This window comes from Amycolatopsis sp. NPDC049253 (assembly GCF_040678995.1).
In the GTDB taxonomy this organism is placed as follows: Bacteria; Actinomycetota; Actinomycetes; order Mycobacteriales; family Pseudonocardiaceae; genus Amycolatopsis.
Genome location: NZ_JBFAQX010000034.1, coordinates 20129 through 47026, shown reverse-complemented (window position 1 = coordinate 47026; position 26898 = coordinate 20129). Strand labels below are relative to the sequence as shown.

General features: G+C 72.8%; 23 protein-coding genes and 3 pseudogenes. 19 read left to right on the top strand and 7 right to left on the bottom strand.

From position 1 onward, the window contains the following. Positions 1-18 precede the first annotated feature (18 nt). The 14 genes from AB0K15_RS41385 to AB0K15_RS41320 all read left to right on the top strand — a co-directional run bounded on the left by AB0K15_RS41385 (position 19) and on the right by AB0K15_RS41320 (position 13033). Complete coding sequence (locus tag AB0K15_RS41385; protein ID WP_364064188.1) at positions 19-1092, top strand: extradiol ring-cleavage dioxygenase; 1074 nt, start codon at positions 19-21, stop codon at positions 1090-1092. After that, positions 1089-2093: an NAD(P)/FAD-dependent oxidoreductase gene (locus AB0K15_RS41380; protein WP_364064185.1), complete on the top strand. Its 1005-nt coding sequence runs from the start codon at positions 1089-1091 to the stop codon at positions 2091-2093. The genes AB0K15_RS41385 and AB0K15_RS41380 overlap by 4 nt, the downstream gene beginning before the upstream one ends. Positions 2094-2111: 18 nt before the next feature. Then, positions 2112-2453 carry a ferredoxin gene (gene fdxA, locus AB0K15_RS41375; protein ID WP_364064182.1) on the top strand — a complete coding sequence of 114 codons (342 nt, stop codon included), beginning with the start codon at positions 2112-2114 and terminating at the stop codon, positions 2451-2453. Between the two features lie 13 nt (positions 2454-2466). Next, a complete protein-coding gene (locus tag AB0K15_RS41370; RefSeq protein ID WP_364064179.1) occupies positions 2467-3618 on the top strand; it encodes an aldehyde dehydrogenase family protein in 1152 nt (383 codons plus the stop codon). Next, positions 3549-3986: a hypothetical protein gene (locus tag AB0K15_RS41365; RefSeq protein ID WP_364064174.1), complete on the top strand. Its 438-nt coding sequence runs from the start codon at positions 3549-3551 to the stop codon at positions 3984-3986. Before AB0K15_RS41370 ends, AB0K15_RS41365 begins: the two co-directional genes overlap by 70 nt. Positions 3987-4171: 185 nt before the next feature. Next, the gene (locus tag AB0K15_RS41360; protein WP_364064171.1) at positions 4172-5506 is read left to right on the top strand and encodes a beta-propeller fold lactonase family protein; all 1335 of its coding nucleotides are present in this window, start codon (positions 4172-4174) and stop codon (positions 5504-5506) included. A 100-nt stretch (positions 5507-5606) separates the two neighbouring features. After that, positions 5607-6767 carry an FAD-dependent oxidoreductase gene (locus tag AB0K15_RS41355; protein WP_364064167.1) on the top strand — a complete coding sequence of 387 codons (1161 nt, stop codon included), beginning with the start codon at positions 5607-5609 and terminating at the stop codon, positions 6765-6767. A gap of 164 nt (positions 6768-6931) precedes the next feature. Then, a complete protein-coding gene (locus AB0K15_RS41350) occupies positions 6932-8167 on the top strand; it encodes a beta-propeller fold lactonase family protein (RefSeq protein WP_364064164.1) in 1236 nt (411 codons plus the stop codon). Between the two features lie 54 nt (positions 8168-8221). Beyond that, on the top strand, positions 8222-8524 hold the full coding sequence (locus AB0K15_RS41345) for an urease subunit gamma (RefSeq protein ID WP_220247702.1): 303 nt from the start codon (positions 8222-8224) through the stop codon (positions 8522-8524). 9 nt (positions 8525-8533) lie between these two features. Next, positions 8534-8914, top strand: coding sequence for an urease subunit beta (locus AB0K15_RS41340; protein ID WP_364064161.1), 381 nt, complete (start codon positions 8534-8536; stop codon positions 8912-8914). Beyond that, on the top strand, positions 8911-10629 hold the full coding sequence (gene ureC, locus AB0K15_RS41335) for an urease subunit alpha (protein ID WP_364064158.1): 1719 nt from the start codon (positions 8911-8913) through the stop codon (positions 10627-10629). Before AB0K15_RS41340 ends, ureC begins: the two co-directional genes overlap by 4 nt. Next, on the top strand, positions 10629-11369 hold the full coding sequence (locus AB0K15_RS41330; protein WP_364064155.1) for an urease accessory UreF family protein: 741 nt from the start codon (positions 10629-10631) through the stop codon (positions 11367-11369). Before ureC ends, AB0K15_RS41330 begins: the two co-directional genes overlap by 1 nt. Positions 11370-11381: 12 nt before the next feature. Then, positions 11382-12098: an urease accessory protein UreG gene (ureG, locus tag AB0K15_RS41325; protein ID WP_364064152.1), complete on the top strand. Its 717-nt coding sequence runs from the start codon at positions 11382-11384 to the stop codon at positions 12096-12098. Beyond that, positions 12095-13033, top strand: a complete 939-nt coding sequence (locus tag AB0K15_RS41320; RefSeq protein WP_364064149.1) for an urease accessory protein UreD — start codon at positions 12095-12097, stop codon at positions 13031-13033. The genes ureG and AB0K15_RS41320 overlap by 4 nt, the downstream gene beginning before the upstream one ends. Before the next feature lie 2 nt (positions 13034-13035). Here the strand turns inward: AB0K15_RS41320 and AB0K15_RS41315 are convergent, their stop codons facing one another. Both AB0K15_RS41315 and AB0K15_RS41310 read right to left on the bottom strand, forming a co-directional pair. After that, complete coding sequence (locus AB0K15_RS41315) at positions 13036-15681, bottom strand: AAA family ATPase (RefSeq protein ID WP_364064146.1); 2646 nt, start codon at positions 15679-15681, stop codon at positions 13036-13038. After that, complete coding sequence (locus AB0K15_RS41310) at positions 15678-18206, bottom strand: LuxR C-terminal-related transcriptional regulator (RefSeq protein ID WP_364064143.1); 2529 nt, start codon at positions 18204-18206, stop codon at positions 15678-15680. Before AB0K15_RS41310 ends, AB0K15_RS41315 begins: the two co-directional genes overlap by 4 nt. Before the next feature lie 202 nt (positions 18207-18408). On the opposite strand from AB0K15_RS41310, the gene AB0K15_RS41305 reads away from it, so the two are divergent. Continuing rightward, positions 18409-21108 carry an AAA family ATPase gene (locus tag AB0K15_RS41305; RefSeq protein ID WP_364064140.1) on the top strand — a complete coding sequence of 900 codons (2700 nt, stop codon included), beginning with the start codon at positions 18409-18411 and terminating at the stop codon, positions 21106-21108. On the opposite strand, the gene AB0K15_RS41300 is transcribed toward AB0K15_RS41305, so the two are convergent. The 3 genes from AB0K15_RS41300 to AB0K15_RS41290 are packed head-to-tail and all read right to left on the bottom strand — an operon-like array spanning position 21099 to position 22680. Further along, complete coding sequence (locus AB0K15_RS41300; RefSeq protein ID WP_364064132.1) at positions 21099-21359, bottom strand: DUF6510 family protein; 261 nt, start codon at positions 21357-21359, stop codon at positions 21099-21101. The genes AB0K15_RS41305 and AB0K15_RS41300 overlap by 10 nt on opposite strands. Further along, entirely contained in the window at positions 21356-22108 is a 753-nt protein-coding gene (locus AB0K15_RS41295) for a ferredoxin reductase (RefSeq protein ID WP_364064124.1), read from the bottom strand. The genes AB0K15_RS41300 and AB0K15_RS41295 overlap by 4 nt, the downstream gene beginning before the upstream one ends. Further along, positions 22078-22680 carry a sulfite oxidase-like oxidoreductase gene (locus tag AB0K15_RS41290; RefSeq protein WP_364064116.1) on the bottom strand — a complete coding sequence of 201 codons (603 nt, stop codon included), beginning with the start codon at positions 22678-22680 and terminating at the stop codon, positions 22078-22080. The genes AB0K15_RS41295 and AB0K15_RS41290 overlap by 31 nt, the downstream gene beginning before the upstream one ends. A gap of 207 nt (positions 22681-22887) precedes the next feature. On the opposite strand from AB0K15_RS41290, the gene AB0K15_RS41285 reads away from it, so the two are divergent. Then, a complete protein-coding gene (locus tag AB0K15_RS41285; RefSeq protein ID WP_364064347.1) occupies positions 22888-23199 on the top strand; it encodes a hypothetical protein in 312 nt (103 codons plus the stop codon). 31 nt (positions 23200-23230) lie between these two features. Here AB0K15_RS41285 and AB0K15_RS41280 read toward each other — a convergent pair. Beyond that, a pseudogene (locus tag AB0K15_RS41280) lies at positions 23231-23425 on the bottom strand (hypothetical protein); the annotation flags it as partial. A 303-nt stretch (positions 23426-23728) separates the two neighbouring features. On the opposite strand from AB0K15_RS41280, the gene gcvH reads away from it, so the two are divergent. The 3 genes and pseudogenes from gcvH to AB0K15_RS41265 form a co-directional block, all read left to right on the top strand. Further along, positions 23729-24130 (top strand): glycine cleavage system protein GcvH, encoded by a 402-nt coding sequence (gcvH, locus tag AB0K15_RS41275; protein WP_364064108.1) that lies wholly within the window; start codon positions 23729-23731, stop codon positions 24128-24130. A gap of 152 nt (positions 24131-24282) precedes the next feature. Beyond that, entirely contained in the window at positions 24283-25638 is a 1356-nt protein-coding gene (locus tag AB0K15_RS41270) for an MFS transporter (RefSeq protein WP_364064105.1), read from the top strand. A 72-nt stretch (positions 25639-25710) separates the two neighbouring features. Then, a pseudogene (locus AB0K15_RS41265) lies at positions 25711-26160 on the top strand (flavoprotein); the annotation flags it as partial. A 39-nt stretch (positions 26161-26199) separates the two neighbouring features. Here the strand turns inward: AB0K15_RS41265 and AB0K15_RS41260 are convergent. Then, positions 26200-26478 (bottom strand): annotated as a pseudogene (locus AB0K15_RS41260) (NACHT domain-containing protein); the annotation flags it as partial. Positions 26479-26898 lie beyond the last annotated feature (420 nt).

The window sequence follows — 26898 nt, the reverse complement described above, 5'->3', positions numbered from 1 at the left end:
CGACGACGAGGAGGAACCATGGCCGAAGTGCTGGGTCTCGGGGTCACCCACTACCCGCCGCTGAGCGGCGCCGACGACAACCTGACGCGGGTGTTCCGCGGCGCGCTCGCGGACCCGAAGCTGCCAGCCGAACTGCGCGACCCCGCGTCGTGGCCCGAGCGGGCCCGCCGTGAATGGGCCGAGGACGAAGGGGTCGCGGCCGGCAAGGCGCATCGCGCGGCGCTGCGGGAGGGCTTCCGCCGCACGCGCGCCGCGCTGGACGAGTTCCAGCCGGATGTCGTGCTGATCTGGGGCGACGACCAGTACGAGAACTTCCGCGAAGACCTCGTGCCGCCGTACGCCGTGCAGATCTACGACGACCTCACGGTGCACCCGTGGCGCCACGCCGACGAGTCGTCGAACATGAAGGGCAAGGCGAACGTCTGGGGCGAGGACGAGAACACCGAGCGCCTCGTGCGCGGCCACCGGCCGTTCGCCCGCCACCTGGTGGAAGGGCTGCTGGTGCGCCACATCGACGTGCCGTACTCGTACGAGCCGCTGCACCACCCGGGTCTCGCGCACGCGTTCCTGAACACAGTGCTGTACCTGGACTACGACCGCGAGGGGTTCGACTACCCGGTGGTCACGTTCCCGCTGAACTGCTATGGGCGCAAGGTGATCAGCTTCCAGGGCAACATCAGCCCGCTGGGTGTGGAGCGCGAGCTCGACCCGCCGTCGCCGTCGCCGGCGCGGATCATGGCCGTCGGCGCGGCCGTCGCGCGGATCTGCGCGGACAGCCCGTACCGGGTCGCGCTCGTCGCGAGCTCCAGCTGGTCGCACAGCTTCCTCGTGGACTCGACCATGCGGCTGTTCCCCGACTCCGCGGCCGACGAGAAGATGTACGACGCGCTCGTCGCTGCGGACTATTCGGTGTGGGAGAACACGACGCTCGCGGACGCGGAGAAGGCCGGCCAGCAGGAGCTGCTGAACTGGTGGGCGCTGCTCGGCGCGATGCGGGAGCTGGGCCGCGGGCCGAGCTGGACGAGCTTCGTGGCGTCGAACATCTTCGTGTCCAACAAGGTTTTCGCGGTCTACGACGGGGAGCAGCGGTGACGCGCTGCGACGTCGCGGTCGTCGGCGCCGGGCCCGCGGGGCTGTTCGCGGCGGTGTACGCGGGGATGCGCGGGCTGTCGGTCGCGGTCGTCGACGCGCTGCCGGAGCCCGGCGGGCAGATCACCGCACTGTACCCGGAAAAGCTCATCCGCGACGTCGCCGGGTTCCCGGCGGTGAAAGGCCGCGACCTCGTGCGCGCACTGGTGGAGCAGCTCGGCCGGTTCTCGCCGCGGATGCTGCTCGGGCACCGGGCGACGACCCTCGACGACCTGGCGGACGGCCGGCTGCGGCTGGGCTTCGACGACGGTGCGGAACTCGAGGCCGGCGCGGTCGTGGTGACCGGCGGGATCGGCACGTTCTCACCGCGCAAGCTGCCGTGCGGCGAGGAGTTCCTGGGCCGTGGGCTCACCTATTTCGTCCGCGATCCGGCCGAGCTGGCCGGCAGCCGCGTGCTGGTCGTCGGCGGCGGCGACTCGGCGCTCGACTGGGCCGAGACGTTGCAGCACAGCGCGGACGTCACCCTCGTGCACCGCCGCGACTCCTTCCGCGCGCACCAGCACACCGTCGGCCAGGTGCTGGCCGGCCCGGCGACCGTGCGCACGAACGCGACCGTCGAGTGCCTCGACGGCGACGCCCGGGTCACGCGCGCGACCCTGCGCGACACGGTGAGCGGCGAGACGACCGAAGTGCCGTGCGACCACGTCGTGGCGGCGCTGGGGTTCGTCGCGAACCCGGGCCCGCTGCTGCAGTGGGGCCTGGCGACGCACGACCGCAAGATCGTGGTCGACGCCGCCATGCGCACGTCGCGGCCCGGCGTCTTCGCGGCGGGCGACATCTGCACCTACGACGGCCGGGTGCCGCTCATCGCGGTCGGCTTCGGCGAAGCGGCCACCGCCGTGAACCACGCGGCCGTCCGCCTCGACCCGACCGCCTCCACCTTCCCGGGGCACTCCACCGACGGCCCGGCGCCCGCCGCCCGGCCCGTGGGAGTCCCCGCCTGACCCGAGAGGACCCCGGCCATGGCCTACGTCATCACCGACGCCTGCGTCGACATCCTCGACCGCGCGTGCACGGAGGAATGCCCGGTCGACTGCATCTACGAGGGCGATCGCAAGATGTACATCAACCCCGTGGAATGCATCGACTGCGGCGCTTGCGAACAGGCCTGCCCGACGGGCGCGGCGCTCGCGGACCGCATGCTCGCCGGCACGGACGCGGAATGGAACACGGCGGACAACGCCGGGTTCTTCACCCAGGCGCTGCCGGGCCGGGAGACCCCGCTCGGCATCCCCGGCGGCGCTACTCACCTGGGCGCGGTGGGTGTGGACACCGAAACCGTCGCCGCGCTGCCTCGTACCTGATTCGGAGAGAACTGTGACAACCCTGGAAAACCGGCCGGTCGCCGGAGCCGATCCGTGGACCGGTGAGGCGCTGGCGGCCGGCGCGGTGGAGAACAGCGCGGAGGACGTGCGCGCGATCGTGGCGGAGGCGGCCGCGGCGGCGCCGGAGCTGGAGGCGCTGGGCCGGCGAGGACGGGCCGGCCTGCTGCGCGCGCTCGCCCGAACGCTCGAAGCCGCCCGCGAGCGGATCGTCGCGATCGCCGATGCCGAGACGGCGCTGGGTGCGGCGCGGCTGGGCGGGGAGCTGACGCGCACGTGCTACCAGTTCGAGTTCTTCGCCGACGTCGTGGCGGACGGCGGCTACGTCGAGGCGACCCTCGACACGGCCGGCCCGACGCCGATGGGGCCGCGGCCGGACCTGCGGCGGATGCTCGTGCCGATCGGGCCCGTCGCGGTGTTCGGGGCGAGCAACTTCCCGCTGGCGTTCTCGGTGCCCGGCGGGGACACGGCGTCGGCGCTGGCGGCCGGGAACCCCGTGGTGGTCAAGGCGCACGGTTCGCATCCCGGGACTTCTCGGCTGGTGTTCGAGGTCCTGCGGAAGGCATCGGTCGCGGCCGGCGCGCCGGCCGCGACGCTCGGGCTGGTGTTCGGGCGGGCGGCGGGGGAGCGCCTCGTGACCGATCCCGCGATCAAAGCGGTCGGGTTCACGGGCTCGCTGTCCGGCGGCCGGGCGCTGCTCGACCTCATCCACGGCCGCGCGGATCCGATCCCGTTCTACGGTGAGCTTTCCAGCCTGAACCCCCTGGTCGTCACCGCTGCCGCGGCGCGCGAGCGGGGTGCGGAGATCGGGACGGGTCTCGCCGCGTCGGTCACCGGGTCGGCGGGGCAGTTGTGCACGAAGCCCGGGCTGGTGCTGGTGCCGGCCGGTGCCGACGGTGACTCCGTGGTGGCCGCCGCGGCCGAAGCGCTCGGCACACGGAAGTGGTGCCGTTGCTCAACCGGCGGATCCACGAGGCCTATCTCACCGACACGGCCGAGCTCGCCCGCGCGACCGGAGTGTCCGAAGTGGCCAGCGGGCCCAATCCGGGACCGGCCGGCTATCGGGTGGCTCCGGTTTTGGCCACGGTGGACGCGGCCGGCATTCCGGCCGAGGCGTTCGCCGAGTACTTCGGCCCCGCCGCCGTGATCGTGCGGTATCGCACCCAGGCCGAACTGCTGGCCGTCCTCGACCAGGCGCCCGCGTCGCTCACCGCCACGCTCCACCTCGGCGCGGGCGAAGCACCGAAGGACCTGGTCACGGAGCTCGGCCGGCGCGCCGGACGGCTGGTGTTCAATGGCTTCCCGACCGGTGTGGCCGTGAGCTGGGCCCAGCACCACGGCGGCCCCTGGCCGGCGACCAACAGCCTCCACACCTCCGTCGGCGCCACCGCGATCCGCCGGTTCCTGCGCCCGCTCGCCTGGCAGAACGCGCCCGCGCACCTGCTGCCCGACGAGCTCACCGACGAGCCCGCAGCACCCCTGCCACGCCGGATCGACGGGCGGCTGCAGCGCTGAGCGGAAACAATTCTTACCCCTCCATTACAACCCGAGGAGCCCGGGTAAGAATCGATTCCTCGTAGAAAATCGTTAATATATTACCGTTCCTTTCGTGTCCTTCCGCCACGTTTCCGATCACCCATAAAGTCGGGCTCAGCCACGTCGGAACATTCCCGGGACGTGGACCAAGGGAGGATCGATTCATGAGCAAGTCATCGTCGCGCAGAATGGTGCGCACGGCGCTGGCGGCGGCCGCGCTGGTTCCGTTCGCAGCGGTGTTCGCGGGGGGCACCGCGTCGGCGTCGCCGGCGGCGGACTGGAGCCGGCCGGGGTCGGTTTTCGTGGGTACCAACCACAACAACAGCAGTGACGCGAGCCAGCCGGGCAACCAGGTCGCCTACTACCACCGGGCGGCCGACGGCAAGCTGACGCTCGTCGGCACCTTCGCGACCGGTGGTCAGGGTTCCGGCCCGGGCCAGCGGTTCGCCGGCGACGGCCTCGGTTCCGGCAATTCGGTGCGCCTCACCGCGGACCACCGTTTCCTGCTGGTGACCAACGCGGGCAGCAACACCCTTTCCGTGCTGCGGATCCTGCCCGACCGCCTGCAGGTGGTCGACGTCGTCCCAACCGGGGACGGCTCCGCGTCGCAGCGGTTCCCGAACAGCGTCACACAGCACGGAAACGTCGTGTACGTGCTCAACGCCTCGGGCCAGGGCAGCATCACCGGCTTCCGCGTCGGCTTCGACGGCCGGCTCACCCCGATCGCGGGCTCGACCCGGCGGCTGCAGGCCGGTCAGGATCGCTTCGCCCCCGACGCGCTGAAGGACCCGACCCAGGTCTCGTTCAGCCCGGACGGGCACCACCTGCTGGTGTCGATCAAGGACGGCCCCACCAACGACGTGATCCCCGGCGCCGACCCGACCGGCCCGGGCCGCGTGCTCACCTTCTCCGTCGACGGTGCGGGCAAGCCCAGCAAGGACTTCGTCCGCACCGACTTCGCCAACCGCGGCCCCTTCGGGTTCTCCTTCGACAAGGCCGGCAACGTCGACCTCGCCGAGTTCGTCGGCGGCGGCGTCGAGGACGGGCACCCCACCGGCGCGGCGGGCAGCTACCGCCTCGGCCGCGACGGGCACCTGACCCCGATCAGCACGGCCGTGGCTGACCACCAGATCGACACCTGCTGGGTCGTGAACAACGGCAAGTACGCCTTCGGCTCCAACTACACCTCCGGCACGATCTCCAGCTGGCAGGTCAACCCCGACGGCAGCCTGACCCTCCTGCACGAGGTCGCCGGCACCACGGACAAGTCCGCCAACAGCCAGGGCAGCACGCCGCTCGACCTCGGCGTGAGCCCGGACGGCAAGAACCTCTACAACGTGCTCCCGGGCTCGGGCAAGCTGGCCGCCTGGTCGATCGGCGCGAACGGCGAGCTCACCAAGATCGGTGAGTTCGGCGGCCTGCCGCAGACCGTGAACGGCGACCACGCGCCGAGCGACTTCAGCGCGCTCGGCAGCCCGGCGGGCATCGACGTGAGCTGACGCCACGCCCGGGATGGCCCCAGAAACCGGCCATCCCGGGCCTGAGACCCCGGCGGCCCGTGCGGGTCGGACGGGCGGCGGTTGCGGGTACGAGCGGGCCGTGGGCGAGGTGCACGCCATCACGTCACTGTTCCGCAAGGGCAACTTCGACGGGATGGACGGCCTCGAGACCGCGTCGGTCCTCACCGGGCACGCGGAGTTCACCAGCCCGAACACCGTTCTCGTGGACACCGCCGACGGCCCTGTCACCGTCCGGGCCGAGCACATCCTCATCAACACCGGCTCCACGCCCGTGATCCCCGACCTGCCGGGCCTGCGTGACAGCAAGTACCTGGTCACCAGCACCGACCTCATCCACCGCACGGAGCTGCCGAAGCGGCTGGCCATCGTCGGCGGCGGCTACCTCGGCATCGAGTTCGCCGCCATCTACCGCCAGTTCGGCTCCGAGGTGACGCTCTTCGAGTCGACGGCGCGCATCCTCGACCACCTCGACGACGACGTGCAGGCCGTGGCGGAGAAGATCCTCGTCGACGAGGGCATCGAGATCGTCACCGGCGCCAACGTCACCGGCGTCGAGGACGGTGAGGGCGAGGCGGTCGTGAAGTACATGCACGACGGCCGCGAGCGCACGCTGGCCGTCGACGCCGTGCTGGCCGCCGCCGGCCGCAAACCGGCCACCGAGGGCCTCGGCCTCGCCGCGGCGGGCGTCCGCGTGACCGCTCGTGGTGCGGTGGAGGTCGACGAGCACCTGCGCACCAGCCAGCCGCACATCTTCGCCCTGGGCGACGTCAACGGCGGGCCGCAGTTCACCTACGTCTCCCTCGACGACAGCCGCATCGTGCTCGACCAGCTGCGCGGCGAGGGCAAGCGCACCACGACCGACCGCGTCGCCGTGCCGCGGACGCTGTTCATGACCCCGCCGCTGGCGATGGTCGGGCTCACCGAGCGCGAGGCGCGCGACGCGGGTCACCGCATCAAGGTCTCGAGCCAGCCGGTGGCGGAGATCATCGCCATGCCGCGCGCCTACGTCGTCGACGAGACGCGCGGCGTGATGAAGTTCGTGATCGACCTCGACACCGACGAGATCCTCGGCGCCTCGCTGCTCAGCGTCGACGCCCAGGAGCTGATCAACACCGTGGCGCAGGCCATGCGCTACGGCATCAAGGCCGCACAGCTGGGCGAGGCGATCTACACGCACCCGTCGTCGACGGAGGCGTTCAACGACGTGATCTCCACTGTGGTCCGCAGCGACGAGAAGTAGCGTCCTCCCGCCGAAAAACCCCATACCGTCCACAAAGGATGGTGTGGGGCTTTTCTTTTCCTTCCACCGCAGCGCACTGGGGGGTCGGGCCCGGGTGCACCCGGACGCGACGCGGGCGCCGTGCGGGCAGGCTCTGACGTGACGACCGGAAACGGAGAACCCACATGCCAGGTATGCAGGCCGCCGGCCACCTCTACCTCCAGACCAACGAGGTCAAGAACGCGATCATCCACTACTCCCGAGGGGCCGACGGCGCCCTCACCGAGGTGGAGCGCGTGCCCACCGGAGGCGGCGGGTCCGGGGTGTACAAGCCGATCAGCGGCCAGGAGAGCGCGCCGAACGCCTTCGAGGCGGCGGGCAGCGTGATCCTCACGGCGGACAAGCAGTTCCTCTTCGCCACCAACGGCGGCGACAACTCCGTCTCCAGCTTCTCCGTCGGCGGAGACGGCAAGCTGACGCTGCTCGACGTCAAGCGCACCGGCAACATCGTGGCGGGCCGCAGCGGCACCGCGAAGTCGCTGGCGTTCTCGCCGGGCACCAGCACGCTGTACGTGCTGCACTCGTTCGGCCCGGACCACGTGCGCCTGATGACCGTGGACCCCGAGGGCAAGCTCACCTCGCGGCCCGAAGGCTACACCGTGAACACCCCGGACAAGCCGCTGCGCGTGTCCACGATGGTCGTGCTGTCGCCGGACGAGCGCTTCCTCGTCGTCGGCACCACGTTCGACCAGCCGGCCGCGGCCAACCTGGACGGTTCGCCGATCCTGTGGGCCGACCAGCCGGACGGCTCGAAGAAGTCCGTCGCGTCCAACGCGCCCGACCCCGACGGCATCATCGTCTTCCCGCTGCAGCACGACGGTTCGCTGGGCGACGGGATGTTCCAGGACGGCGGCGGCGGTTCGCCGTTCTACCCCGCGTTCCTGCACCACCGCCCGGACCACTTCGTGATCGGCTACGCCGTGGCCGACGGCATCGCGCTGGCCAAGCTCGACGACCGCGGCCAGATCGGCACCGGCCCGGTCGTGAAGATCGACACCAGCGCGGGCCTGCCCTCGGAGCTGTGCTGGCTCGCGGTCTCGCCCGACGACAAGTGGGTGTTCGCCACGAACTTCGGCTACAGCAACATCTCCAGCTTCCGCATCGACGGCGACGTCGTTTCGCTGGTGCACGACAACGCCTGCCCGAAGGTCCCCGGCGACGGCACCTTCCGCGCGCTCAACGGCACCGTCAGCAGCGGCCCGAGTGACAACTGGCTCACCCCGGACGGCAGCCACCTGTACCAGATCTACGCCAACGCCTCGAAGCTCGTGGGCTACGCGGTGCAGTCCGACGGTTCGCTCGTCGAGGTCACGGCGGCGGAGATCCCGTACAACAGCCCGCAGGGCCTGGCGGGGTTCTGAGCCGTGACCGCGGGTGAGGCCGGCCAGGCGCGCATCGAGGCGACGCTGTCGTCGCTGATGCTCAGCCCCCGGGAAATCGAGAAGCTGGTGATCTACCAGGTGGCCGAACTGGCTCGGCGGCGCAAGGACCGCGGTCTGAAGCTGAACTTCCCGGAGTCGATCGCGCTGATCACCGAGGCGCTGCTGGAGGCGGCCCGGGACGGCCGGTCGGTGGCGGAGGTGACCGAGCTGGGCAAGCAGGTGCTCACCCGTGAGGACGTGCTGCCCGGCGTGCCGGAGATGGTGAACGTGGTGCAGGTCGAGGCCACGTTCCGCACGGGCACGCAGCTCGTGGCCGTGGCCGACCCGATTCCGTAGGAGCACAGGATGATCCCAGGCGAGTGGCTGCCGGCCGACGAGCCGATCGAGCTCAACGCCGGCCGGCGCACCGCGCGCCTGCCGGTGCGCAACACCGGTGACCGGCCGATCCAGGTCGGTTCGCACTTCCACTTCTTCGAGGTGAACCGGGTGCTGGACTTCGACCGCCCGGCGACGCTGGGCATGCGGCTCAACGTGCCCTCGGGGCAGTCGATCCGCTTCGAGCCCGGCGACGAACGCGACGTCGAGCTCGTGGAGTTCGGCGGTTCCGGCCGGGTGGTCGGCTTCAGCGGCCTGCTCGACGGCGGTTTCGCGGTTCGCGGAGCGGCGGCCCGTGCCCAGGCGCGGGCCGCCGAGCGCGGCTTCACGGGAACGGGGGAGCAGAAGTGACCACGATTTCGCGGCGGCACTACGCGTCACTCTACGGCCCCACGGCGGGCGACCGCTTCCGGCTGGCAGACACCGACCTGCTCGCCCGCGTGGAACGCAGCCTCATCCTCCCGGGTGAGGAAGCGATCTACGGCGGCGGGAAGTCCATTCGCGACGGCATGGCGCAGGCGCCCGGCGTGCGCAACGCCGACGGCGCCCTGGATCTCGTGATCACCTCGGTGATCGTGATGGACGCCGTGCTCGGCATCCTCAAGGCGGACATCGGCGTGAAGGACGGGCTGATCGCCGGCGTCGGCCAAGCGGGCAACCCGTACGTGCAGGACGGCGTGTCGCCCGGCCTGGTCATCGGGCCGGGCACGGAGGTGATCTCCGGCGAGGGCCTCGTCGCCACCGCCGGGGCGATCGACACCCACGTGCACTTCCTGACGCCGGCCCAGATCCCGCACGCGCTCTCCAGCGGTGTCACGACGCTGCTGGGCGGCGGGACCGGGCCCGCCGACGGGTCGAAGGGCACGACCTGCACCCCCGGGCCCTGGAACCTGGCCCGGATGTTCGAGGCGACGGCCGCGCTGCCCGTCAACATCGGCCTGATGGGCAAGGGCAACAGCAGCCGCCCGGAAGCCCTGCGCGAGCAGGTCGAGGCCGGCGCCTGCGGGCTGAAGGTGCACGAGGACTGGGGTGCCACGCCGGCGGCGCTCGACTGCGCGCTGTCGGTCGCGGACGAGTACGACGTGCAGGTGGCACTGCACGCCGACACCCTCAACGAGAGCGGGTACCTGGCCGACACGCTCGACGCCATCGACGGCCGGACGATCCACAGCTACCACACCGAGGGTGCCGGTGGGGGGCACGCGCCGGACATGATGGCGATCGCGTCGCTGCCCAACGTGCTGCCGTCCTCGACCAACCCGACGCGGCCGTACACCACGGACACGACGGACAACCTGTTCTACATGACGATCGTGACGCACCACCTCAACCCCGACAACCCCGAGGACGTCGCGTTCGCGCAGTCGCGGATCCGCGCCGAGACCGAGGCGGCCGAGGACGTGCTGCACGACCGGGGTGTGCTGAGCATGTACTCCTCGGACGCGCAGGCCATGGGGCGCATCGGGGACACCGTCACGACGTGCTGGCGCACCGCGGACAAGATGAAGAAGCTCACCGGCAGTCTGCCCGGGGAGACCGCGGGCGATGACAACCAGCGGATCCTGCGGTACCTGGCGAAGCTCACGATCAACCCGGCGCTCACGCACGGCATCGGCCACGTCGTGGGTTCGCTGGAGCCGGGCAAGCTCGCCGACATCGTGCTGTGGCCGACCAACACCTTCGGCGTCAAACCCAAGTACGTGCTCAAGGGCGGGTTCGTCGCGTGGTCGGTGATGGGTGACGCGAACGCGTCGATCCCGACGCCGGAACCGGTGCTGCTGCAGCCGATGTTCGCCGGGCTCGGCAAGGCGGTGGGGCGGACGTCGATCACGTTCCTCTCGCAGGCGGCGCAGGAGGGCGAGCTGTTCGAGCGGCTCGGGATCGACCGGCGGACCGAGGCCGTGCGCGGGTGCCGGACGGTGGGCAAGGCGCAGATGGTGCGCAACGAGCTGACGCCGGACATCGCGGTGGACCCCGAGACGTACCAGGTCACTGTGGACGGTGAGCCGGCCGTGGTGCCCGCGGTCGACGAGGTGGCCATGGCGCAGCTCTACTACATCGTCTGATGGCTGGGCACGCGCTGCCGGCGCCCGGTGCGGAATGGCTCACGGGCTTCCTGTCGGTGCTGCAGCTGAGTGATTCGGCGTTCCCGAGCGGCCGCTACACGCTGTCCTACGGCCTGGAAACCCTGGTGCAATCGGGTTTCCTGGCGACGCCGAGCGACCCGCGGGTGCTTTCGGCGCTGCTGCGGGACCAGCTGCTGCTCGGGGTGGCGCCGTCGGACGGGGTGGCCCTGGCGTGCGCGCACCGCGCCACGGCGTCGGAGAACTCCCTCGATCTCGAGTGCGTGACCCGGGCCGACGAACGGCTGGCCGCGGTGAAGCTGCCGCGGGAGGCGCGGGAGACGTCCACGCGCACGGGGCGGGCGCTGCTGCGGATCGCCAAGTCGGTGTTCCCGACCGAGGCCTTGCTGCGCTACGCCGACTGTGTCGCGAAAGGACGGTCGCCCGGCAACCACGCGGTGGTGCTGGGAATCCTCAGCGCTTCGGTGGGCGTGCCGCGGCTGGAGGCGGTGGCGGGGGAGCTGTTCGCGTTCTCCGCGGCCTGGGTCGCGGCCGGCGTGCGGCTGGCCGTCACCGACCACGGCACCGCGCAGGCCGTGCTGCACGACGTCCGGGCCGCCACGGCCGAAGCGGCGATGTGCGCCGTGGACAAGGACCCCGACGTCATCACGAGCTGCACTCCGCTGCCGGACGTGGCGGCGATGCGGCACGAGGAAACGCAACTGCGGCTGTTCGCCAGCTGAGGGAAGGAAACCATGGAGCCCCACACGCATTCGCACGCCCACCCGCACTCCCTTGACCACCCCCACTCGCACGCGGAGTTCTCGGCCGTGCGCACCCCCGGTGTCGCCCGCATCGGCATCGGCGGCCCGGTCGGGTCGGGCAAGACGGCGCTGATCGAGGCGCTCGTGCCGATGCTGATCGCGGCGGGCCACCGTCCGCTGGTCGTCACCAACGACATCTTCACCAGCGAAGACGCCCTGCACGTGCGGCGCACGCTGGCTGGCGTGCTCGCGCCGGAGCGGGTCGTCGGCGTGGAGACGGGTTCGTGCCCGCACACCGCGGTCCGCGACGACCCGACGATGAACCTCGACGCCGTCACCGAGCTCACCGATCGCTACCCCGACGCGGACGTGGTCCTCGTCGAGTCGGGCGGCGACAACCTGACGCTGACGTTCAGCGCGGCGCTGGCCGACTACTTCGTCTTCGTGATCGACGTGGCGCAGGGCGACAAGATCCCGCGCAAGCGCGGCCCGGGCGTGACGCACTCCGACCTGCTGGTGATCAACAAGGTCGACCTGGCGGATCTCGTCCGGTCCGACCTGTCGGTGATGGACCGCGACGCCGGCGCCGTGCGCGAAGGCCGCCCGTTCGTGTTCACCAACTGCTTCACCGGTGAGGGGCTCGACGAGGTCACGCGCCGCGTCCGCGAGGTGATCGGCCGGTTCGCGCCCGCCGCCGAAGTGGGATGACCCGGCGCGACGACGCGGCGTGGTGCACGCCGGCGCGGCTGCCCGAGGAGCTGCTCGGCTTCGACGGGTCCGTCCGCGACGGCCTCGGCGTCGGGGCACCCGGCAAGCTCGGCGTGCTCGACCTCGCGCTCGCCCCGCGCGGCGGCACCACCCGGGTCGTCCGGCAGTACCAGCGCGCGCCGCTGCACGTCTACCACCCGATCCACCTCGACCCGCACCGGCCGGACATGGCCTTCGTGTTCCTGCAGCAGCAGGGTGACGGATTCGTGCAGGGCGACCGCTACCGCATCGACGTCGACTGCGCGCCCGGCTCGGCCGTCCATCTCACGACACAGGCGTCCACGAAGGTCTTCGGCGCGCGCGACAACTACGCGACGCAGCTGGTGAACCTGACCGTCGGCGCCGGCGCGGTGCTGGAGTACCTGCCCGACCCCGTCGTCCCGTTCCGCGGCTCGCGCCTCTACCAGCGCACAGCCGTGACCATCGCGCCCGGCGCGACGGCGATCCTCGGCGAGGTCCTGCTCCCGGGCCGCGTGGCGAGGGGCGAGGCCCACGTCTACGACCTCTACTGGGCCGAGCTGGAAGCCCGCGGCCCCGACGGCACGCTCCTGTTCGCCGACACCTTGCGCCTGCGCCCGGGCGGTGCCGGCGACCCCGTCTCGCCCGCGACACTGGGCGGGTACCAGGTGGTGGCGAGCCTGTACGTGATGTCGGACCGGATGCCGCCGGCCGAGCTCGTGACCACCTTGCGCGAGGCCCTGGCCGAGGTGCCGGACGTCCTCGCCGGCGTCTCCGAGCTGCCCGCCGCCTGCGGCGTGGGCGTACGGCTGCTGGGCCACACCTCCCGGTCCGTGCAGGCCGCGATGCGCGCCGCCTGGGACCGTGCCCGCCTCGGCCTGCTGAGCGCGCCCGCCCCCGACCTGCGCAAGGGCTGAGCTCAGTCGTCCGCGCAGGCGGCCAGGACCAGGTGCAGCTCGGTGCGCGTGGTGATGGACAGCTTGGTGAACACCTTGTGCAGGTGGTACTCGACCGTGCGGGGGCTGATGGACAAGGCGACCGCGATCTCGGGGTTGGAGCGGCCGTCGCGGGCGAGCGAGGCGATGCGGCGCTCCTGCGGCGTGAGCTGGGAGCTGGTCTCCGGCACCCGGCGACGCGCGCGTTCGCCGGTGGCGAGGAGTTCGCGCATCGCACGGGTCGCGAAGGCCTCGGCGCGCATGGCGGCGAACGCCTCGTGGGCGGCGCGCAGCGGGCCGCGGGCATCGACGCGCCTGCCACGGCGGCGCAGCCATTCGCCGTAGAGCAGGCGGGCGCGCGCGAGGTGCGGGGTGATGCGGGAGCGGCTCAGGCGGTCGATGGCTTCGGCGTACAGGTCCTCCGCTGCCTGGCCGTCGTGGAGCAGCGCGCGGGAACGCGCGTCGGCGCCGAGGGCCCATTCGGTGCCGCTGAGGCACGCGCGTTCCGACAGGCGGTCGGCCGCTGCCGCGGCGGTGGCCAGGTCGCCGGAGCGGACGGCGCCTTCGACGAGTTCCACGAGGGACCAGCCTTGGAGTTCGATGCCGTCGCGGTCGAGGACGTCGCGGGTCGCGTCGGCGGCTTCGGCGTATGCGGTGAGGCCGTTGCGGAGCACGGCTGTCGCGTAGCGGGCCGTCGTGCTCGCCATGCCGCCGTTTTCGAAGCACGACTCGGCGAACGCCGGCAGCTCCTGCCCGCGCCACGCGGCCAGCACGCAGGCGGCGTGCGGGAACGACGGGGTGCCCGAGAGCCGGGTGAGGGATTCCGCCTCGGCCACCAGGGACTCCGCGGCGGCGAACTGTCCGAAGTGGACTTCGGCCAGCGCGCGGTGGGTGAGGACGTAGGGCAGGATCGTGCGCGCGCCGGTCTCGCGAGCGCTGCCCAGCTCCGCGCGGGTCAGCTCGTGCCAGGTGTCGTCGTCCCACAGGTCCGGCGCGACGAGGCAGGCCAGCAGCCGGGACCGGGCGTCGTCCTCGTGGTCGTTGTCGAGAGTCTTCAACGCGAGCTTGAGCGGTTCGACGGCGGCCGCGTACCCGGCGGTGCAGCGTTGTGCGACGCCTTCGAGCAGCCGGTCGGAACTCGTCGGCCGGTGGGTGGCCAGGCGCGCCAGCACAGCGTGGACGACGTCGACGTGGCCCGTGAAGATCGCGGCGCCCAGCGCTTCGAGATACGCCGGCCGGGCGAGCCGGGGTTCGCAGAGCTCCAGGTCCTTCGCCGACGTCAGCAGCCGCCCGACGGCGGGGCCGCCGCGGCGGGAGTCGAACGCCATGCGGGCGCGCACCCGGTTCGCCCGCGCCCGGGCGGCGACGCCGGGGGAGCCCAGCTCCGCGACGGCGAGCAGGCGGACCGCCGCGTCCACGGCGCCGGCGGCGTGGTGCGCGTCCGCCGCCGCGATGGCCCGCTCGGCGCGCAGCCGCGGTTCGGCGGTGCAAAGCGCCGCGTGTTCGAGGAAGGCGGCGGTGGCGGGCAGCCCGCCCCGCCGTCCGGCTTCGTCGGCGAGGTGGGCCAGTGAGCCGGCGACGGCTTCGGCCGGCTCGGCCGTCGCGTGGGCGAGGTGCCACGCGCGCCGGTCGGGTTCGAGCTGAGGATCGGTGGCCAGGGCTAGGGCACCGTGGACCAGGCGCCGCTCCGCGCCGGACGCGAGGCCGTAAACGCACTGGCGCAGGCGGGGTTCGCGGAAGGTGACCCACGCGCCGAACGACACGAGGCCGGCCGTTTCGAGCGGTGTGGCCGCGTCCGGCCCGATCGCGAGCGTCGCGGCCGCCTGCCACAGCCGGACGGGCTCGCCGAGGGGCTCGGCGGAGGCGAGGACGAGAAGGAGCCGGCTTTCGGGTGTCAACGTTGTCGACGTGCCGGCGAATTCGGGGCAGGACAGGGGAACCACGCCGTAGCCGCCGGCGAGGCCGGCCGCCGGGCGGACGGCCTCGACCAGCAGCCGGGGATTTCCCCGGGCTTCCGCCACCACGCGGTCGAGCACGGCTTCGTCCAGCGGCGTGTCCAGTGCGGACCTGAGGACCTGGCGCGACTCGGCGTGGCCCAGGGGTTCGAGGCCAAGACCCGGCAGGTCGGTGAACCGCTCGCCGCGTTCGGCGAACACCAGTGCGACGGGCACCGGGCCGAGCCGCCGGGCGACGGCCGCGAGCACGGCGGCCGAGGCCTCGTCCAGCCACTGCGCGTCGTCGACCACGCACAGCACCGGCTTCTGGTGCGCCGCCAGCGTCAGCAGTTCCACCACGGCGACGCAGACCGGGAGTCGCTCAGGCGCGGGGCCCGGGCGGAGTCCGACGGCCCGTTCCAGCACGTCGCGCCGGTGCGCGTGCAGCCGGTCCAGCTCGGCCGGCAGCGCCGAGCACAGCAGGTGCAGCGCGGCGTACGGCAGATCCGCCTCGGCGGCGATCCCTCGGACGGTCAGCACCCGGTGCTCGCCGGCCGCGTTCGCGAGATGCGTGAGCAAGGCCGTTTTCCCGAGCCCCGCCGCGCCGCGGACCACGACCGCGCCGCCGCCGGTCAGCAGTTCCCGTAGCCGGTCGCGTTCGGGGTCGCGTCCGACGAGGGGGAGCGTTGCGTTCATCGTGCCACGACCTCGATTCCGTGCTGGTGCTCGGTGAAGGCCAGGTGCAGCTCGGTTCGCGAGGTGATGCGCAGCTTCGTGAAGACCTTGCGCAGGTGGTATTCGACCGTGCGGGGGCTGATCGACAGCGCGGCGCCGATCTCCGAGTTGGTGAGGCCGTCGCGGGCGAGCGCGGCGATCCGGTGTTCGTGCCGGGTAAGCGCCGAGGTGGTGACCGCGGGGGCCCCGGGTTCGCCGATCGCGAGCAACGCGCGGTCCGCGAAGGCCGTGGCCCCCATGCGGAGGAACGCATCGTACGCCGCGCGCAACTGCTCACCAGCTTCGTCGTCGCGGCCCCGGCGGCGCAGCCATTCGCCGTAGGCGAGCCGGGTGCGGGCCAGGAGCGTGCGGATGCTCGTCCGGGTCAGCCGCTCGATCGCTTCGAGGTACAAGCGCCCGGCCTCGGGGCCTTCGGCCAGCAGCGCGCGGGAACGGGCCCGGGCACCGAGCGCCCAGTCCGTCCCGCACCGGCCGGTGCGGTCGGTGAGCACGTCGAGCGCTGTCGTCGCGAGGTCGGGCCGGTCCTCGCCCGCGGCGGCTTCGACGAGCTCGACCAACGCCCAGCCCGCCGTCGCCGGTTCGTCGCGCTCGACGACACGCTGTGCCGCGGCGAGGGCCCGCGACCAGTCGCCGGCGGCGTTGCCCGCCACCGCGATGGCCAGCTCGCCGCACGTGCGGGCGAGTCCGTGACCGGCGGCGCGGCCGAGCTCCTGACCGCGCCAGGCCGCGATCAGCACGGTGGCGTGCGCCGACGGCGCCTGGCCCAGCTTCGCGCTCATCCTGCGAGCTTCGTCGTCCAGTGCGGCCGCCTCGGCGAAATTGCCGGTATGGAGCGAAAACAGTGACCGTCCGGTCAAGGAGTCCGGCAGGGCACCGGGATCGGCCACCCCGCTCACCAACCGGTGCCACGCCTGGTCGTCCCACAGCTCAGCGGCGGTGAGCGCCGCGAGCCACGACGGCCGGGCGGTTTCGAGAGCTGCCGTCAGCGGCCCGATCGCGGTGCCGAAACCGTGGGCGCCGCGCAGCATCAGCCCGGCCGCGAGCCCGTCGTCGTGACCGGGTGGGCCCGGGGCGAAACCGACGCCGGTGAGCACGGCGGCGCCGAGCGCGTCGAGCCAGGCTCGGCTCGCGGGGCCGAAGGCCGTGACCCGGCGGGTCGCGCGCAGCAGCGCTTCCGTTGCCGAGGGAGTGCGGGTCGAGGTGAACGCGAGCCACGCCCGCAGCCGAGCGGCTTCGGCCCGGTGCGCCGGTCCGAGTGGACCGGCCAGCGCGTCCAGCAGCTGCTGCGCGTTGCCGGGCTGCCCGGCGTCGAGTTCCGCGGCGACCGCGGCCAGAGTCCGTCCGGCGCGCAGGGCCGGGTCGGCGGTGAGCGTGGCGGCGAGACCCAGGAACGCGGCCGCGGCGCTGGGCCCGCCCCGCCGGCGTGCCGAGGACACCTGCGCGGCCAGGCCGTCGGCCGCCGTCGGATCCGGGGCTGTCACCGAGTGGGCGTGATGCCAGGCCCGCCGGTCCGCCGAAGTCGCCGCGCCGGCCAGCGCTCGGTGCACCGCGCGTCGCTCCGACGGCGTGGCCCGGTGATACACCCAGCCGCGCACCGCCGGGTCGGAGAACGTGACCCGCTCGCCGAACGCGAGCAAGCCGTCCGGCGGGACCGCCGGGATCCCCAGCCGCGCGGCGGCTTGCCACAGCAGAGCCACCTCACCCGTCGGGTCCGCGGCAGCGGCCAGCAGGAGCGTGCGGCCGTCCGCGTCCAGGCGCAGCACCCGGTCCCGGGTGCCGGCGTCCGGGTTCCCGTCGGCCGGCCCGAAGCCGCCGGCCGCCGCGAGAGCCCGCGCGGCCGACCGGATCGCCCGCGGGTTTCCCCGCGTCTCCGCGACGAACCGCTCGACCACGTCCTCGTCCACCGGACCCGGCACCAGCGAACCGACCAGCGCGCGAGCACCGGCCCGGCACAGCTCGGGCACGACCAGCTCCGGCAAGTCTTCCAGCCCGCCGGCCCCGGTGCGCTGCGCGAAGAACAGCAAGACCCGCCGCCCCCGCGATCGCCGCGCCACGAAAGCCAGCGCCCGCGCCGAAGGCCCGTCGAGGCACTGTGCGTCGTCGACCACGCACAGCAACGGCGCCGCCGCCGACAGGAGGAACGTCGTCGCCACCCCGACCAGGAACGGATCGGAGTCCTCCGTGACCGTGCGCAGCACGCGTGCGTGGTGCGGCAGCAGCCGTTCGAGCAGTCCGTCGAGCTCGGCACACAGCTGCCGCAGCCCGGCGTACGGCCGCGGCTCGGCCGAGCTCACCCGGACCACCCGATACCCACGCGCTCGCTCGATCACGTGCCGCAGCAACGCCGTTTTCCCCACGCCCGCGGCTCCCCGCAGCACGAGCGCGCCGTGGCCGTCCCGCACGAGCCGGTCGAGCAGGTGGACTTCGGCGGCACGGCCGTGCAGAGTGACGTCGGTTACTGCACTGGCCGGGTTCGGGTCGGGCACGGCCTCGACGCTCGCGGGTCCCCGGCCGCTTCGAACCCGGGCTGTCCCGGGCACGACCCCGGGACCCGGGTGAATCCGGGCGAACCGGGCGACGCCGGTGAACACTGTGTACCCGGCGCCGGCCGTTGATCGGGATATCCTGCGGACGCCCGCTGGTCGCCGTGACCGGAAGGGAAGAGCGAGCACACGGGCAGGTGGGTGAGTGCTGGATCGGCGCGCGGAACGCGAGACCCTCGACCGGCTGCTGGACTCCGTCCGCGCCGGCAAGAGCCAGGTGCTCGTGCTGCGCGGTGAGGCGGGCGTCGGCAAGACCGTGCTGCTCGACCACCTGGTCCGCCAGGCCGCCGGGGTCCGCGTCGCGCGAGCCGGGGGCGTCCAGTCCGAAATGGAGCTCGCGTTCGCCGGCCTGCACCAGCTGTGCGCGCCGATGCTCGACGGCGCCGAAGCCCTGCCGGACCCGCAGCGGGTGGCGCTGCGCACCGCGTTCGGCTTGAGCCCGGGCCCGGCACCGGACCGGTTCCTCGTCGGCCTGGCCGTGCTCGGCCTGCTCGCCGAGGCGGCGCGAGAGCGACCGTTGCTGTGCGTGATCGACGACGCCCAGTGGCTGGACAGCGCTTCCGCGCAAGCACTCGCCTTCGTCGCCCGCCGGCTGGTCGCCGAGTCGGTCGCGCTGGTGTTCGCCGTGCGGGAGCCGGCGGCGGCCACGGAGCTGACGGGCGTCGCCCAGCTCGTGGTCGAAGGCTTGCCCGACGCCGCGGCCCGCGACCTGCTCGACTCCGTGCTGCGCCTGCCCGCCGACGACCGCGTGCGCGACCGGATCGTCGCCGAGACCCGCGGCAACCCGCTGGCGCTGGTGGAGCTTTCGCGCGGCCTGAGCCCGAAGGAGCTGGCCGAGGGGTTCTCCCTGGCCGGCGCGACCACGATCCCGCGCCGCATCGAGGAGCGTTACCAGGCGCGGCTGGCCCAGCTCGACTCCGACACGACCCGGTTGCTGCTGATCGCCGCCCTCGAACCGCAGGGCGACCCGGTCACGCTGTGGCGCGCGGCCGGGCTGCTCGACATCGGCGCCGGAGCGGCGGAACCCGCGCTGGCGGCCGGGTTGATCGAGATCGGCACCCACGTGCGGTTCCACCACCCGCTCGTGCGCTCCGCGATCTACCAGGCCGCGGCCCCGGGTGAGCGGCGCCGGGCGCACTGGGCGCTCGCGCAGGTCACCGACCCCGAGACCGACCAGGATCGCCGCGCCTGGCACGCGGCCCAGGCCGCCGAAGCGCCCGCGGAAGAGGCTGCCGAGGAGCTCGGCCGGTCGGCCTGCCGGGCGCAGTCCCGGGGCGGCATGGCGGCCGCCGCGGCGATGCTGGAACGCGCGGCGGAGCTGACGGCCGACCCCAAGACCCGGGCCAAGCGCACGCTCGAGGCGGCGCACATCACGCACGTGGCGGGGGCGCCGGAGGAGGCGCTGCGGCTGCTGTCCATTGCCGAAGCGGGGCCGCTCGACCGGCTCGGGAAGGCCGAGGCCGACCTGCTGCGCGGCCGGATCTCGATGACCGTCAACCGCGGCCGGGAGGCGCCGCCGCTGCTGTTCGCCGCGGCCCGGCAGCTCGAGCAGCTGGACGTGAGGCTTGCCCGCGAGACCTACCTCGACGCGCTGCTGGCCGGGATGTTCGCGGGCGTGACCGACGCCGAGCTGCGTGAGGTCGCCGAAGCCGCGCGCGCCGCGCCTCGGTTGCCGCAGCCGCCCGGTCCGGCCGACCTGCTGCTCGACGGGCTGGCGATCCGGTTCACCGACGGCTTCGCGCCCTCGCTGCCGATGCTGCGGCGGGCGCTGGGGGCCTTCCGCACCCCCGACCTTTCGCTGAAGGAACTGCACTGGCTGTGGCTCGCCCACATCATGGCCGGGAACATGTGGGACGAGCAGACGCTCGACACCGCGCGGCACCTGCAGCTCGCCCGCGACAAGGGTGCGCTCAACACCCTGCCGCTCGCGCTCGCGTCGCACATCGGCGCCCACGTCTACGCGGGCGACCTGGTCACCGCGGCGCACCTGCGCGACGAGCTCGCCGAGGTGTCGCGAGCGACCGGGATCCCGGCGGCGACGTACGGGACGCTGCTGCTGGCGGCGTGGCGCGGCCGTGAGAACGACGCACGCGACGTGATCGCCCGCACCGAAGCCGAGGCAGTGCGGCGCGGAGAGGGCTTCGGGCTGCTGATCGTCGGCGCGGCACGGGCGGTGCTGTGCAACAGCCTCGGCCACTACGCGGAGGCGCTGGCGTCGAGCGAGGACGCGCGGCAGCGGCCGCCGGTGATGGGCGTGGAGCCGTGGCTCACGCTGGTGGAGCTGATCGAAGCTGCCAGCCGGCTCGGCGAAACCGCCGCGGCCGAGGACGCGTTCGCCAAGCTCGTGGAGACCACGCGCGCCAGCGGCACCGACTGGGCGCTGGGCGTCGAAGCCCGCTCACGCGCGTTGCTGGCCACCGGGGAAGAGGCCGAGAGCGCTTACCGCGAGGCCGTGGAACGGCTTTCGCGCACCCGCATCCGGGGCGAGTGCGCGCGGGCACGGCTGCTGTACGGGGAATGGCTGCGCCGCCGTCGCCGCCGGGCGGACGCGCGCGAACAGCTGCGCACCGCCCACGACATGTTCACCGAGATGGGCATGGAGGCGTTCACCGAACGAGCGGGCCGCGAGCTGCGCGCGACCGGCGGCACCGCGCGCAAGCGTTCCGTCGAGACCGGCACGGAGCTCACCGCGCAGGAGGCCCAGATCGTGCGGATGGTGCGCGAGGGACTGTCCAACGCGGAGATCGGCGCGCGGCTGTTCCTCAGCCCGCGCACGGTGGAATGGCACCTGGGCCGGATCTACGACAAGCTCAACGTCACGTCGCGGCGCGGGCTTCAGAGCTGAGCGGGCTCCTCCAGCGCCGCGAAGCCCGACACGTCCACGCAGGCGATCCCGCGTTTCTCCACGATGACCATCAGGATCGTGTCGCAGTGCGCGCAGCGGGCCACCACGCCCGGTGCGTCGCGGTAGACCCGCAGCTGCGCCAGGGGTTCGGTGGCACCGCAGGACGCGCAGGTTCCGCTGGCGGTGGTCATCTCGCCGCCGAACACCGCGTTGAGGGTGCCGGCGATGGCGTTGCCGTCGAAGGTCGTCATGGTGTCCCCGTTCCGCCGAAGCGTTCGGTCCGGATCCGCTCGGGCCGGTGGCCGAGGTCGACGAGCGTGTTCGCCACGGTCTCGACGAACGCGGTCGGCCCGCACACGTAGACCAGGGGCTCCCCTGCGGGCGGCAGGCCGGTCCGCGTGAGGAAGTCCCGGTCGATCCGCCCGCGCTCGCCCGGCCAGGTGCCCGAGTTCTCGCGCGTGAGTGTGACGCGGATGTCGATCCTGCCACTTCCCCCGAGCCGGGTGAACTCGTCGGCGTAGATCAGGGTTTCCCGCGAGCGCGCCGAATACAGCAGCCGCATCGGCACCGTGCTGCCCGCCGCCGCGTGGTGGCGCAGCATCGAGCGCAACGGCACCACGCCGGAGCCGCCCGCGACGAGCAGCACGGGACTGTCGCACGTGGACTCCCATACGAAGTGCCCGCCGACCGGGCCGCGCAGCTCCACGTCGTCACCGATCCGCAGCTCGTCGACGAGGTAGGGCGAGACCTCGCCGTCGTCGAGCCGCTCGACCGTGAGCACCACGTGGGGGTCTTCGGGCGCGGAGGCGACGGAGTAGCTGCGCTCGGCCTGGTAGCCGTCCTCGGCGGTCAGGCGCACGTCGACGTGCTGGCCCGCGCGGTGGCCCGGCCAGTCCGGCACGTCGAAGGCGATGCTGCGGGTGTTCGAGGTCTCCGCGACGAGGCCGGTCACCGTGGCCTGCTGCCAGATCAGTCGCCGGCGTAGCGCTGTTCCCGCCATGGGTCTCCGTAGTTGTGGTAGCCGTAGCGCTCCCAGAAGCCGGGTTCGTCCCGCTCGCGCAGGTCGAGGCCCCGCACCCACTTGGCGCTCTTCCAGAAGTAGAGGTGGGGCACGAGCAACCGCACCGGGCCGCCGTGTTCGGGTTCGAGCGGGGCGCCGCCGAACTCGTGGACCAGCCAGGCCTTGCCGCCGGTGAGGTCGGCCAGCGGAAGGTTCGTGGTGTAGCCGCCTTCGCTGAACGCGACCGCGTAACCGGCCCGGGTCTCCACGCTGTCGAGCAGCGTGTCGAGCGAGACGCCGGTCCACGTGGTGTCGAGCTTCGACCACTTGGTCACGCAGTGGATGTCCACGGTGATCGACTCGGCGGGCAGCGCGCGCATCGCGTCCCAGGTCCAGGTGACGGGGCTCTTCGCGGCCCCGCGGACGGTGAACGTCCAGTCGCGGGCGACGACCTTCGGCGTCGGCCCCGCGGAGAGCACCGGGAACCCCGGCGTCACGTACTGCCCGGGCGGCACCCGCGCCGGGTCGACCTCGGCGCCGCGCTTGCTGTGGAAGTTGCGGGTGAAGGCCATCAGGCGCACCTCCCGTGCCCGGCTGCTCCGAGTTCCATGCGGTGCAGCGTTTCTCCCCGGCCCCGCCCTTCGCGTCGGGGAACCCCCGCGTCGGCCCACCGGGCCGGGCCCGACCGGGGTCCCGTACCCGGGCTCCCCCCGATGCGACCGACCGTCGCCCCGGTGCACCCTGGCGGGCAAGGGGAGCAGTCGGGGAGGAGTGAAGGGGTGACCGGCACGATCGGCTCGCGGGCCGGCCTGCGGGTGGTGGTCACGGGGGTGCTCGAGGTCCGCGCCGCGCAAGACGGGCGGCTCGACCTGGCCGTCGTCCTGGACGGCTCGGGGGACTGCGTCGCGCTCGAGTTCCCCTCGGACCCCACCGCGCGGACCCGGGCCAGCATCCTGCGCCCGGTGACCGCGTCCGGCCGGCTGCGCCAGGCCGGGAAGCACTGGATCCTGCACGTGGAATGGCTGCGCCCGCGCGCGGGCGCTGACGGCTGCTTTCGGGCAATGCCCGGTAGCGCTCGGCCCGGGACGTGACGGACAGCTTGGTGAACACCTTGTGCAGGTGGTATTCAACGGTCCGCGGACTGATCGAGAGCGTGGTCGCGATTTCGGGGTCGGTGCGGCCTTCGCGGGCCGGCCACGCGATCCGGGCCGCCTGCGGCGTCAGGTCGGAGCGGGTTTCCGGGATGCGCCGCCGCGCTCGCTCGCCCGTCGCGAGCGGTTCGCGCAGGGCCCGGCGGGCGAAGGCGTCCGCGCCCATTTCGGTGAACGCGCGGTGTGCGGCGCGCAGCTTGTCCCGGGCGTCGGCCCTGCGTCCCTGCCGGCGCGGCCACTCGCCGTGGACGAGCTGGGCGCGCGCCAGGTGCGCGCTGATCCGGGTGCGGCCCAGCCGGCTCGGGCGAAAGCGCACCCCCCGTCGGGTAGCCGGACCGCGGTCCGCGCCGCGTCCGATCACCCGACTCGGCGTCGCACTGGGGTCCACCCCGATGCGATCCGGGCGTTCGCGGGGCACCGTCGCCGACACCGCATCGTCGAACCCGTACCCGGAGAGGTGTGCACCGCGATGGCCGAAGTGGACCCCGACGTCGAATACACCGAGCAGCACCAATGGGTGCGGTTGTCGCCGCGCGGCTCGGCCCGGGTGGGGATCACCGACTTCGCGCAGGAGTCCCTGGGGGACCTCATCACCGTCACGCTGCCCGCGGTGGGCGACGAGGTCGTGGCCGGCGAGGCCTTCGGGGAGATCGAGTCGACCAAGAGCGTGTCCGAGGTGTACGCGCCGGTGTCCGGAGTGGTGACCGGGGTCAACCCGCTCCTCGTCGACAGCCCGGAGCTCGTCAACGACGAACCGTACGGCGAGGGCTGGCTGATCACGCTCAGCGTCGTCGTGGACTCGGCCGACCCGGCGGCCGGCCGGCTGAAGCTGATGAGCGCGGACGAGTACCGCGGTTTCACCGCGGACTAGCTCGCGAAGCGGAAACGGGCGTGCCGAACGCCGCCCGAACCGCGGGAAACCCGCCTCTCACCTGGGCAATGCGCGGTGAACCGGCAGACCTCACCGATCCGGGAGACACTCGTACGCGGCCGCTGAACGGCGGGCGGCCGGAAGGTGGATCGATGGTGGAGGGGAAGGCCGGCGACGTCCAGGTCGTCGAGCCCGCGGTGATCAACCGGGCCGTCGGCGCGGCCGCGATCGGCAACATCACCGAGTGGTACGACTTCGGCGTCTACGGGTACCTGGCGACAACCATCCAGAAGGTGTTCTTCACGGACCTGCCGGCTTCGGCCGGGCAGATCGCCACGTTCGGGGTGTTCGCGGTGTCGTTCCTGATCCGCCCGTTCGGCGGGCTGATCTTCGGGCCACTGGGTGACCGGATCGGGCGGAAAAAGGTCCTGTCGCTCACGGTGATCCTCATGGCGCTGGGCACGTTCGCGCTCGGCGTGATCCCGAGCTACGGCGCCATCGGTCTGGCCGCGCCCCTGCTCGTGCTGCTCGCCCGGCTGGTGCAGGGCATCTCGACCGGCGGCGAGTACGGCAACGCCATGACCTTCATCGCCGAGTACGCGCCGGACCGCCGGCGCGGGTTCTTCGGCAGCTGGCTCGAGTTCGGCACGCTGACCGGCTACGCGTTCGGCGCGACCATCGCCACCGTGCTCAGCGCGGTCCTGTCCGACCAGGCGCTGCTGACGTGGGGCTGGCGCATCCCGTTCCTGCTCGCGCTCCCGCTGGGCGCCGTCGGGCTCTACCTGCGCCGGCGGCTGGAGGAGTCGCCCGCGTTCGCGCAGCTGCAGGAGACCGAGAAGCAGAACGAGGGCGTCCGGTCGCTGGGCGGAGAGCTGCGCGCGGTGTTCACGAAGTACTGGCCCGCGATGCTGCTGTGCGCCGGGCTCGTGCTGACGTGGAACGTCGCCAACTACATGCTCACCAGCTACATGCCGACCTACCTGACGGAAACGCTGCCCGAGCAGCACACCGGCGTCGGCAAGACGGCGTCGGAGATCCTGCAGATCGTGGTGCTCGTGGTGCTGATGCTGGTGATCACGTTCGTCGGCGGGCTGTCGGACAAGGTGGGCCGGCGGCCGGTGATCCTGGCCGGCTGCCTCGGGCTCGTGGTGCTGTCGCTGCCCGCCGTGCTGCTGGTCCGCGCCGGCGGCACCACCTCGACGTTCTTCGGCCTGCTGGTGATGGGGCTCGTGCTCGTGCTGTTCTCGGCGATCCTCCCGTCGACGTTGCCGGCGCTCTTCCCCACGAACGTCCGGGCCGGCGGGCTGTCGATCGCCTTCAACCTTTCGGTGTCCCTCTTCGGCGGGACCACGGCGACGGTGATGAGTGCGCTCGTCTCGGGCACCGGAGACCTCGACTGGCCCGCGTACTACCTGATGATCGCCGGGGTCATCGGCGGTATTTGCGTGTTCTTCATGCGGGAGACGGCGCGCAGGCCGCTGCCGGGATCGCTCGCGCGCGAGGGCTGACTGGCGCGAGCCGTCACCCGTCCGGGCACTCCCGGTCAGGCCTGAAGTGGCGCGGCAGGCCATCGTGGTCGTATGGACAACACCTTCGAAGGCCGCCTGCTCATCGGGGCGACCGGTTCGGCCGCGGTCGCCACGCTGCCGATGTACCTGGGCGCGCTGCGGACGGTCCTGCGCGGCCCGATCACCGTGCTCATGACCCACACCGCGGCGACCTTCCTGCCCGCGCACACCGTCGGCCTGTTCGCCGACCGCGTGGTGACCGGCGCGGACCCGGCGACGTGGCCGGCCGAGAACCACGCGACCCTGGCCGCCGGGCACGACCTGACGGTGATCCTCCCGGCCAGCGCCCACACGCTGTCCACGGTCGCGGCGGGCGCCGCGCCGAACATGCTGGCCACGACCGTGCTCGCCGCCACGCACCCCGTGGCGTTCTTCCCCGTGATGACGGGGGAGATGTGGGCCAAGGCCGCGGTGCAGCGCAACGTGACCCAGCTGCGGGTCGACGACGGCGGGCCGGGTGCTCACGACGTAGCGCGCTTGCGGGTAGCCGCGCAGCAGGCCTTCGAGCCAGCGGCGCACTTCCTCGCGGCGCGGCCGCAGGACCTCGTCCACGCCGTCGACGAGCACCATCGCGCGCCCGGACCGCAGCAGCTCGCTGACCCACCGCGCGGGCTTCTCGCCGGCCAGCGCCGGTGCCGTCACGCGTACGAGGTCTTCGGGCTGGGGCAGGCCGCGGTCCGCGAACTCGCGCAGCGGCACGAAAAACGGCACGGCGCCGGGCCAGGGGTCTTCGCTTTCGCCGTCGGCGGCGGACTCGGCGGTGGCCGCCGTGTAGGCCAGCCACTGCAGCAGGGTACGTCTTCCCGGCGCCCGCGCCGCCGACCAGCAGCACGCGCCGTTCGGCGGCCAGGGCGTGGGCGGTGTCGGTGCCCGCGCCGGTCAGCGCCGAGCCCACGGCCGTCCCGCCCTGGCGGGTGACCGACGGGGCCGCGTAGTACCACGAGAACGAGTGGCGCACGGGGGCGCGCCCGTGGCCCACCTGGAACAGCTCGAACGTGGCGTAGTCCGCGGCGAGGTAGGACAGGTAGTGCTGCTCGAAGGCTTCGGCGCGATCGCGCGTGCGCCGCTCCTCCTGGCCCTGCAGATCGGTGACGGCTTGGCGGATCGTCACCACGTCGCCGGCCATCCCGGCCTGCACGGCGCGCATGACCTCGTCGACGGCCCGCGCGCGGCGGGCGACCCGGCGGCAGCACTCGTCGA

Bases quoted from the DNA above. Each gene is read 5' to 3' on its own strand.
- ureG (WP_364064152.1), top strand. From the start codon at position 11,382: ATGGAGCCCCACACGCATTCGCACGCCCACCCGCACTCCCTTGACCAC.
- AB0K15_RS41360 (WP_364064171.1), top strand. From the start codon at position 4,172: ATGAGCAAGTCATCGTCGCGCAGAATGGTGCGCACGGCGCTGGCGGCG.
- AB0K15_RS41330 (WP_364064155.1), top strand. From the start codon at position 10,629: ATGGCTGGGCACGCGCTGCCGGCGCCCGGTGCGGAATGGCTCACGGGC.
- AB0K15_RS41385 (WP_364064188.1), top strand. From the start codon at position 19: ATGGCCGAAGTGCTGGGTCTCGGGGTCACCCACTACCCGCCGCTGAGC.
- AB0K15_RS41315 (WP_364064146.1), bottom strand. From the start codon at position 15,681: ATGAACGCAACGCTCCCCCTCGTCGGACGCGACCCCGAACGCGACCGG.
- fdxA (WP_364064182.1), top strand. From the start codon at position 2,112: ATGGCCTACGTCATCACCGACGCCTGCGTCGACATCCTCGACCGCGCG.
- AB0K15_RS41295 (WP_364064124.1), bottom strand. From the start codon at position 22,108: ATGGCGGGAACAGCGCTACGCCGGCGACTGATCTGGCAGCAGGCCACG.
- AB0K15_RS41340 (WP_364064161.1), top strand. From the start codon at position 8,534: ATGATCCCAGGCGAGTGGCTGCCGGCCGACGAGCCGATCGAGCTCAAC.
- AB0K15_RS41320 (WP_364064149.1), top strand. From the start codon at position 12,095: ATGACCCGGCGCGACGACGCGGCGTGGTGCACGCCGGCGCGGCTGCCC.
- AB0K15_RS41290 (WP_364064116.1), bottom strand. From the start codon at position 22,680: ATGGCCTTCACCCGCAACTTCCACAGCAAGCGCGGCGCCGAGGTCGAC.
- gcvH (WP_364064108.1), top strand. From the start codon at position 23,729: ATGGCCGAAGTGGACCCCGACGTCGAATACACCGAGCAGCACCAATGG.
- AB0K15_RS41300 (WP_364064132.1), bottom strand. From the start codon at position 21,359: ATGACGACCTTCGACGGCAACGCCATCGCCGGCACCCTCAACGCGGTG.
- AB0K15_RS41270 (WP_364064105.1), top strand. From the start codon at position 24,283: ATGGTGGAGGGGAAGGCCGGCGACGTCCAGGTCGTCGAGCCCGCGGTG.
- AB0K15_RS41350 (WP_364064164.1), top strand. From the start codon at position 6,932: ATGCCAGGTATGCAGGCCGCCGGCCACCTCTACCTCCAGACCAACGAG.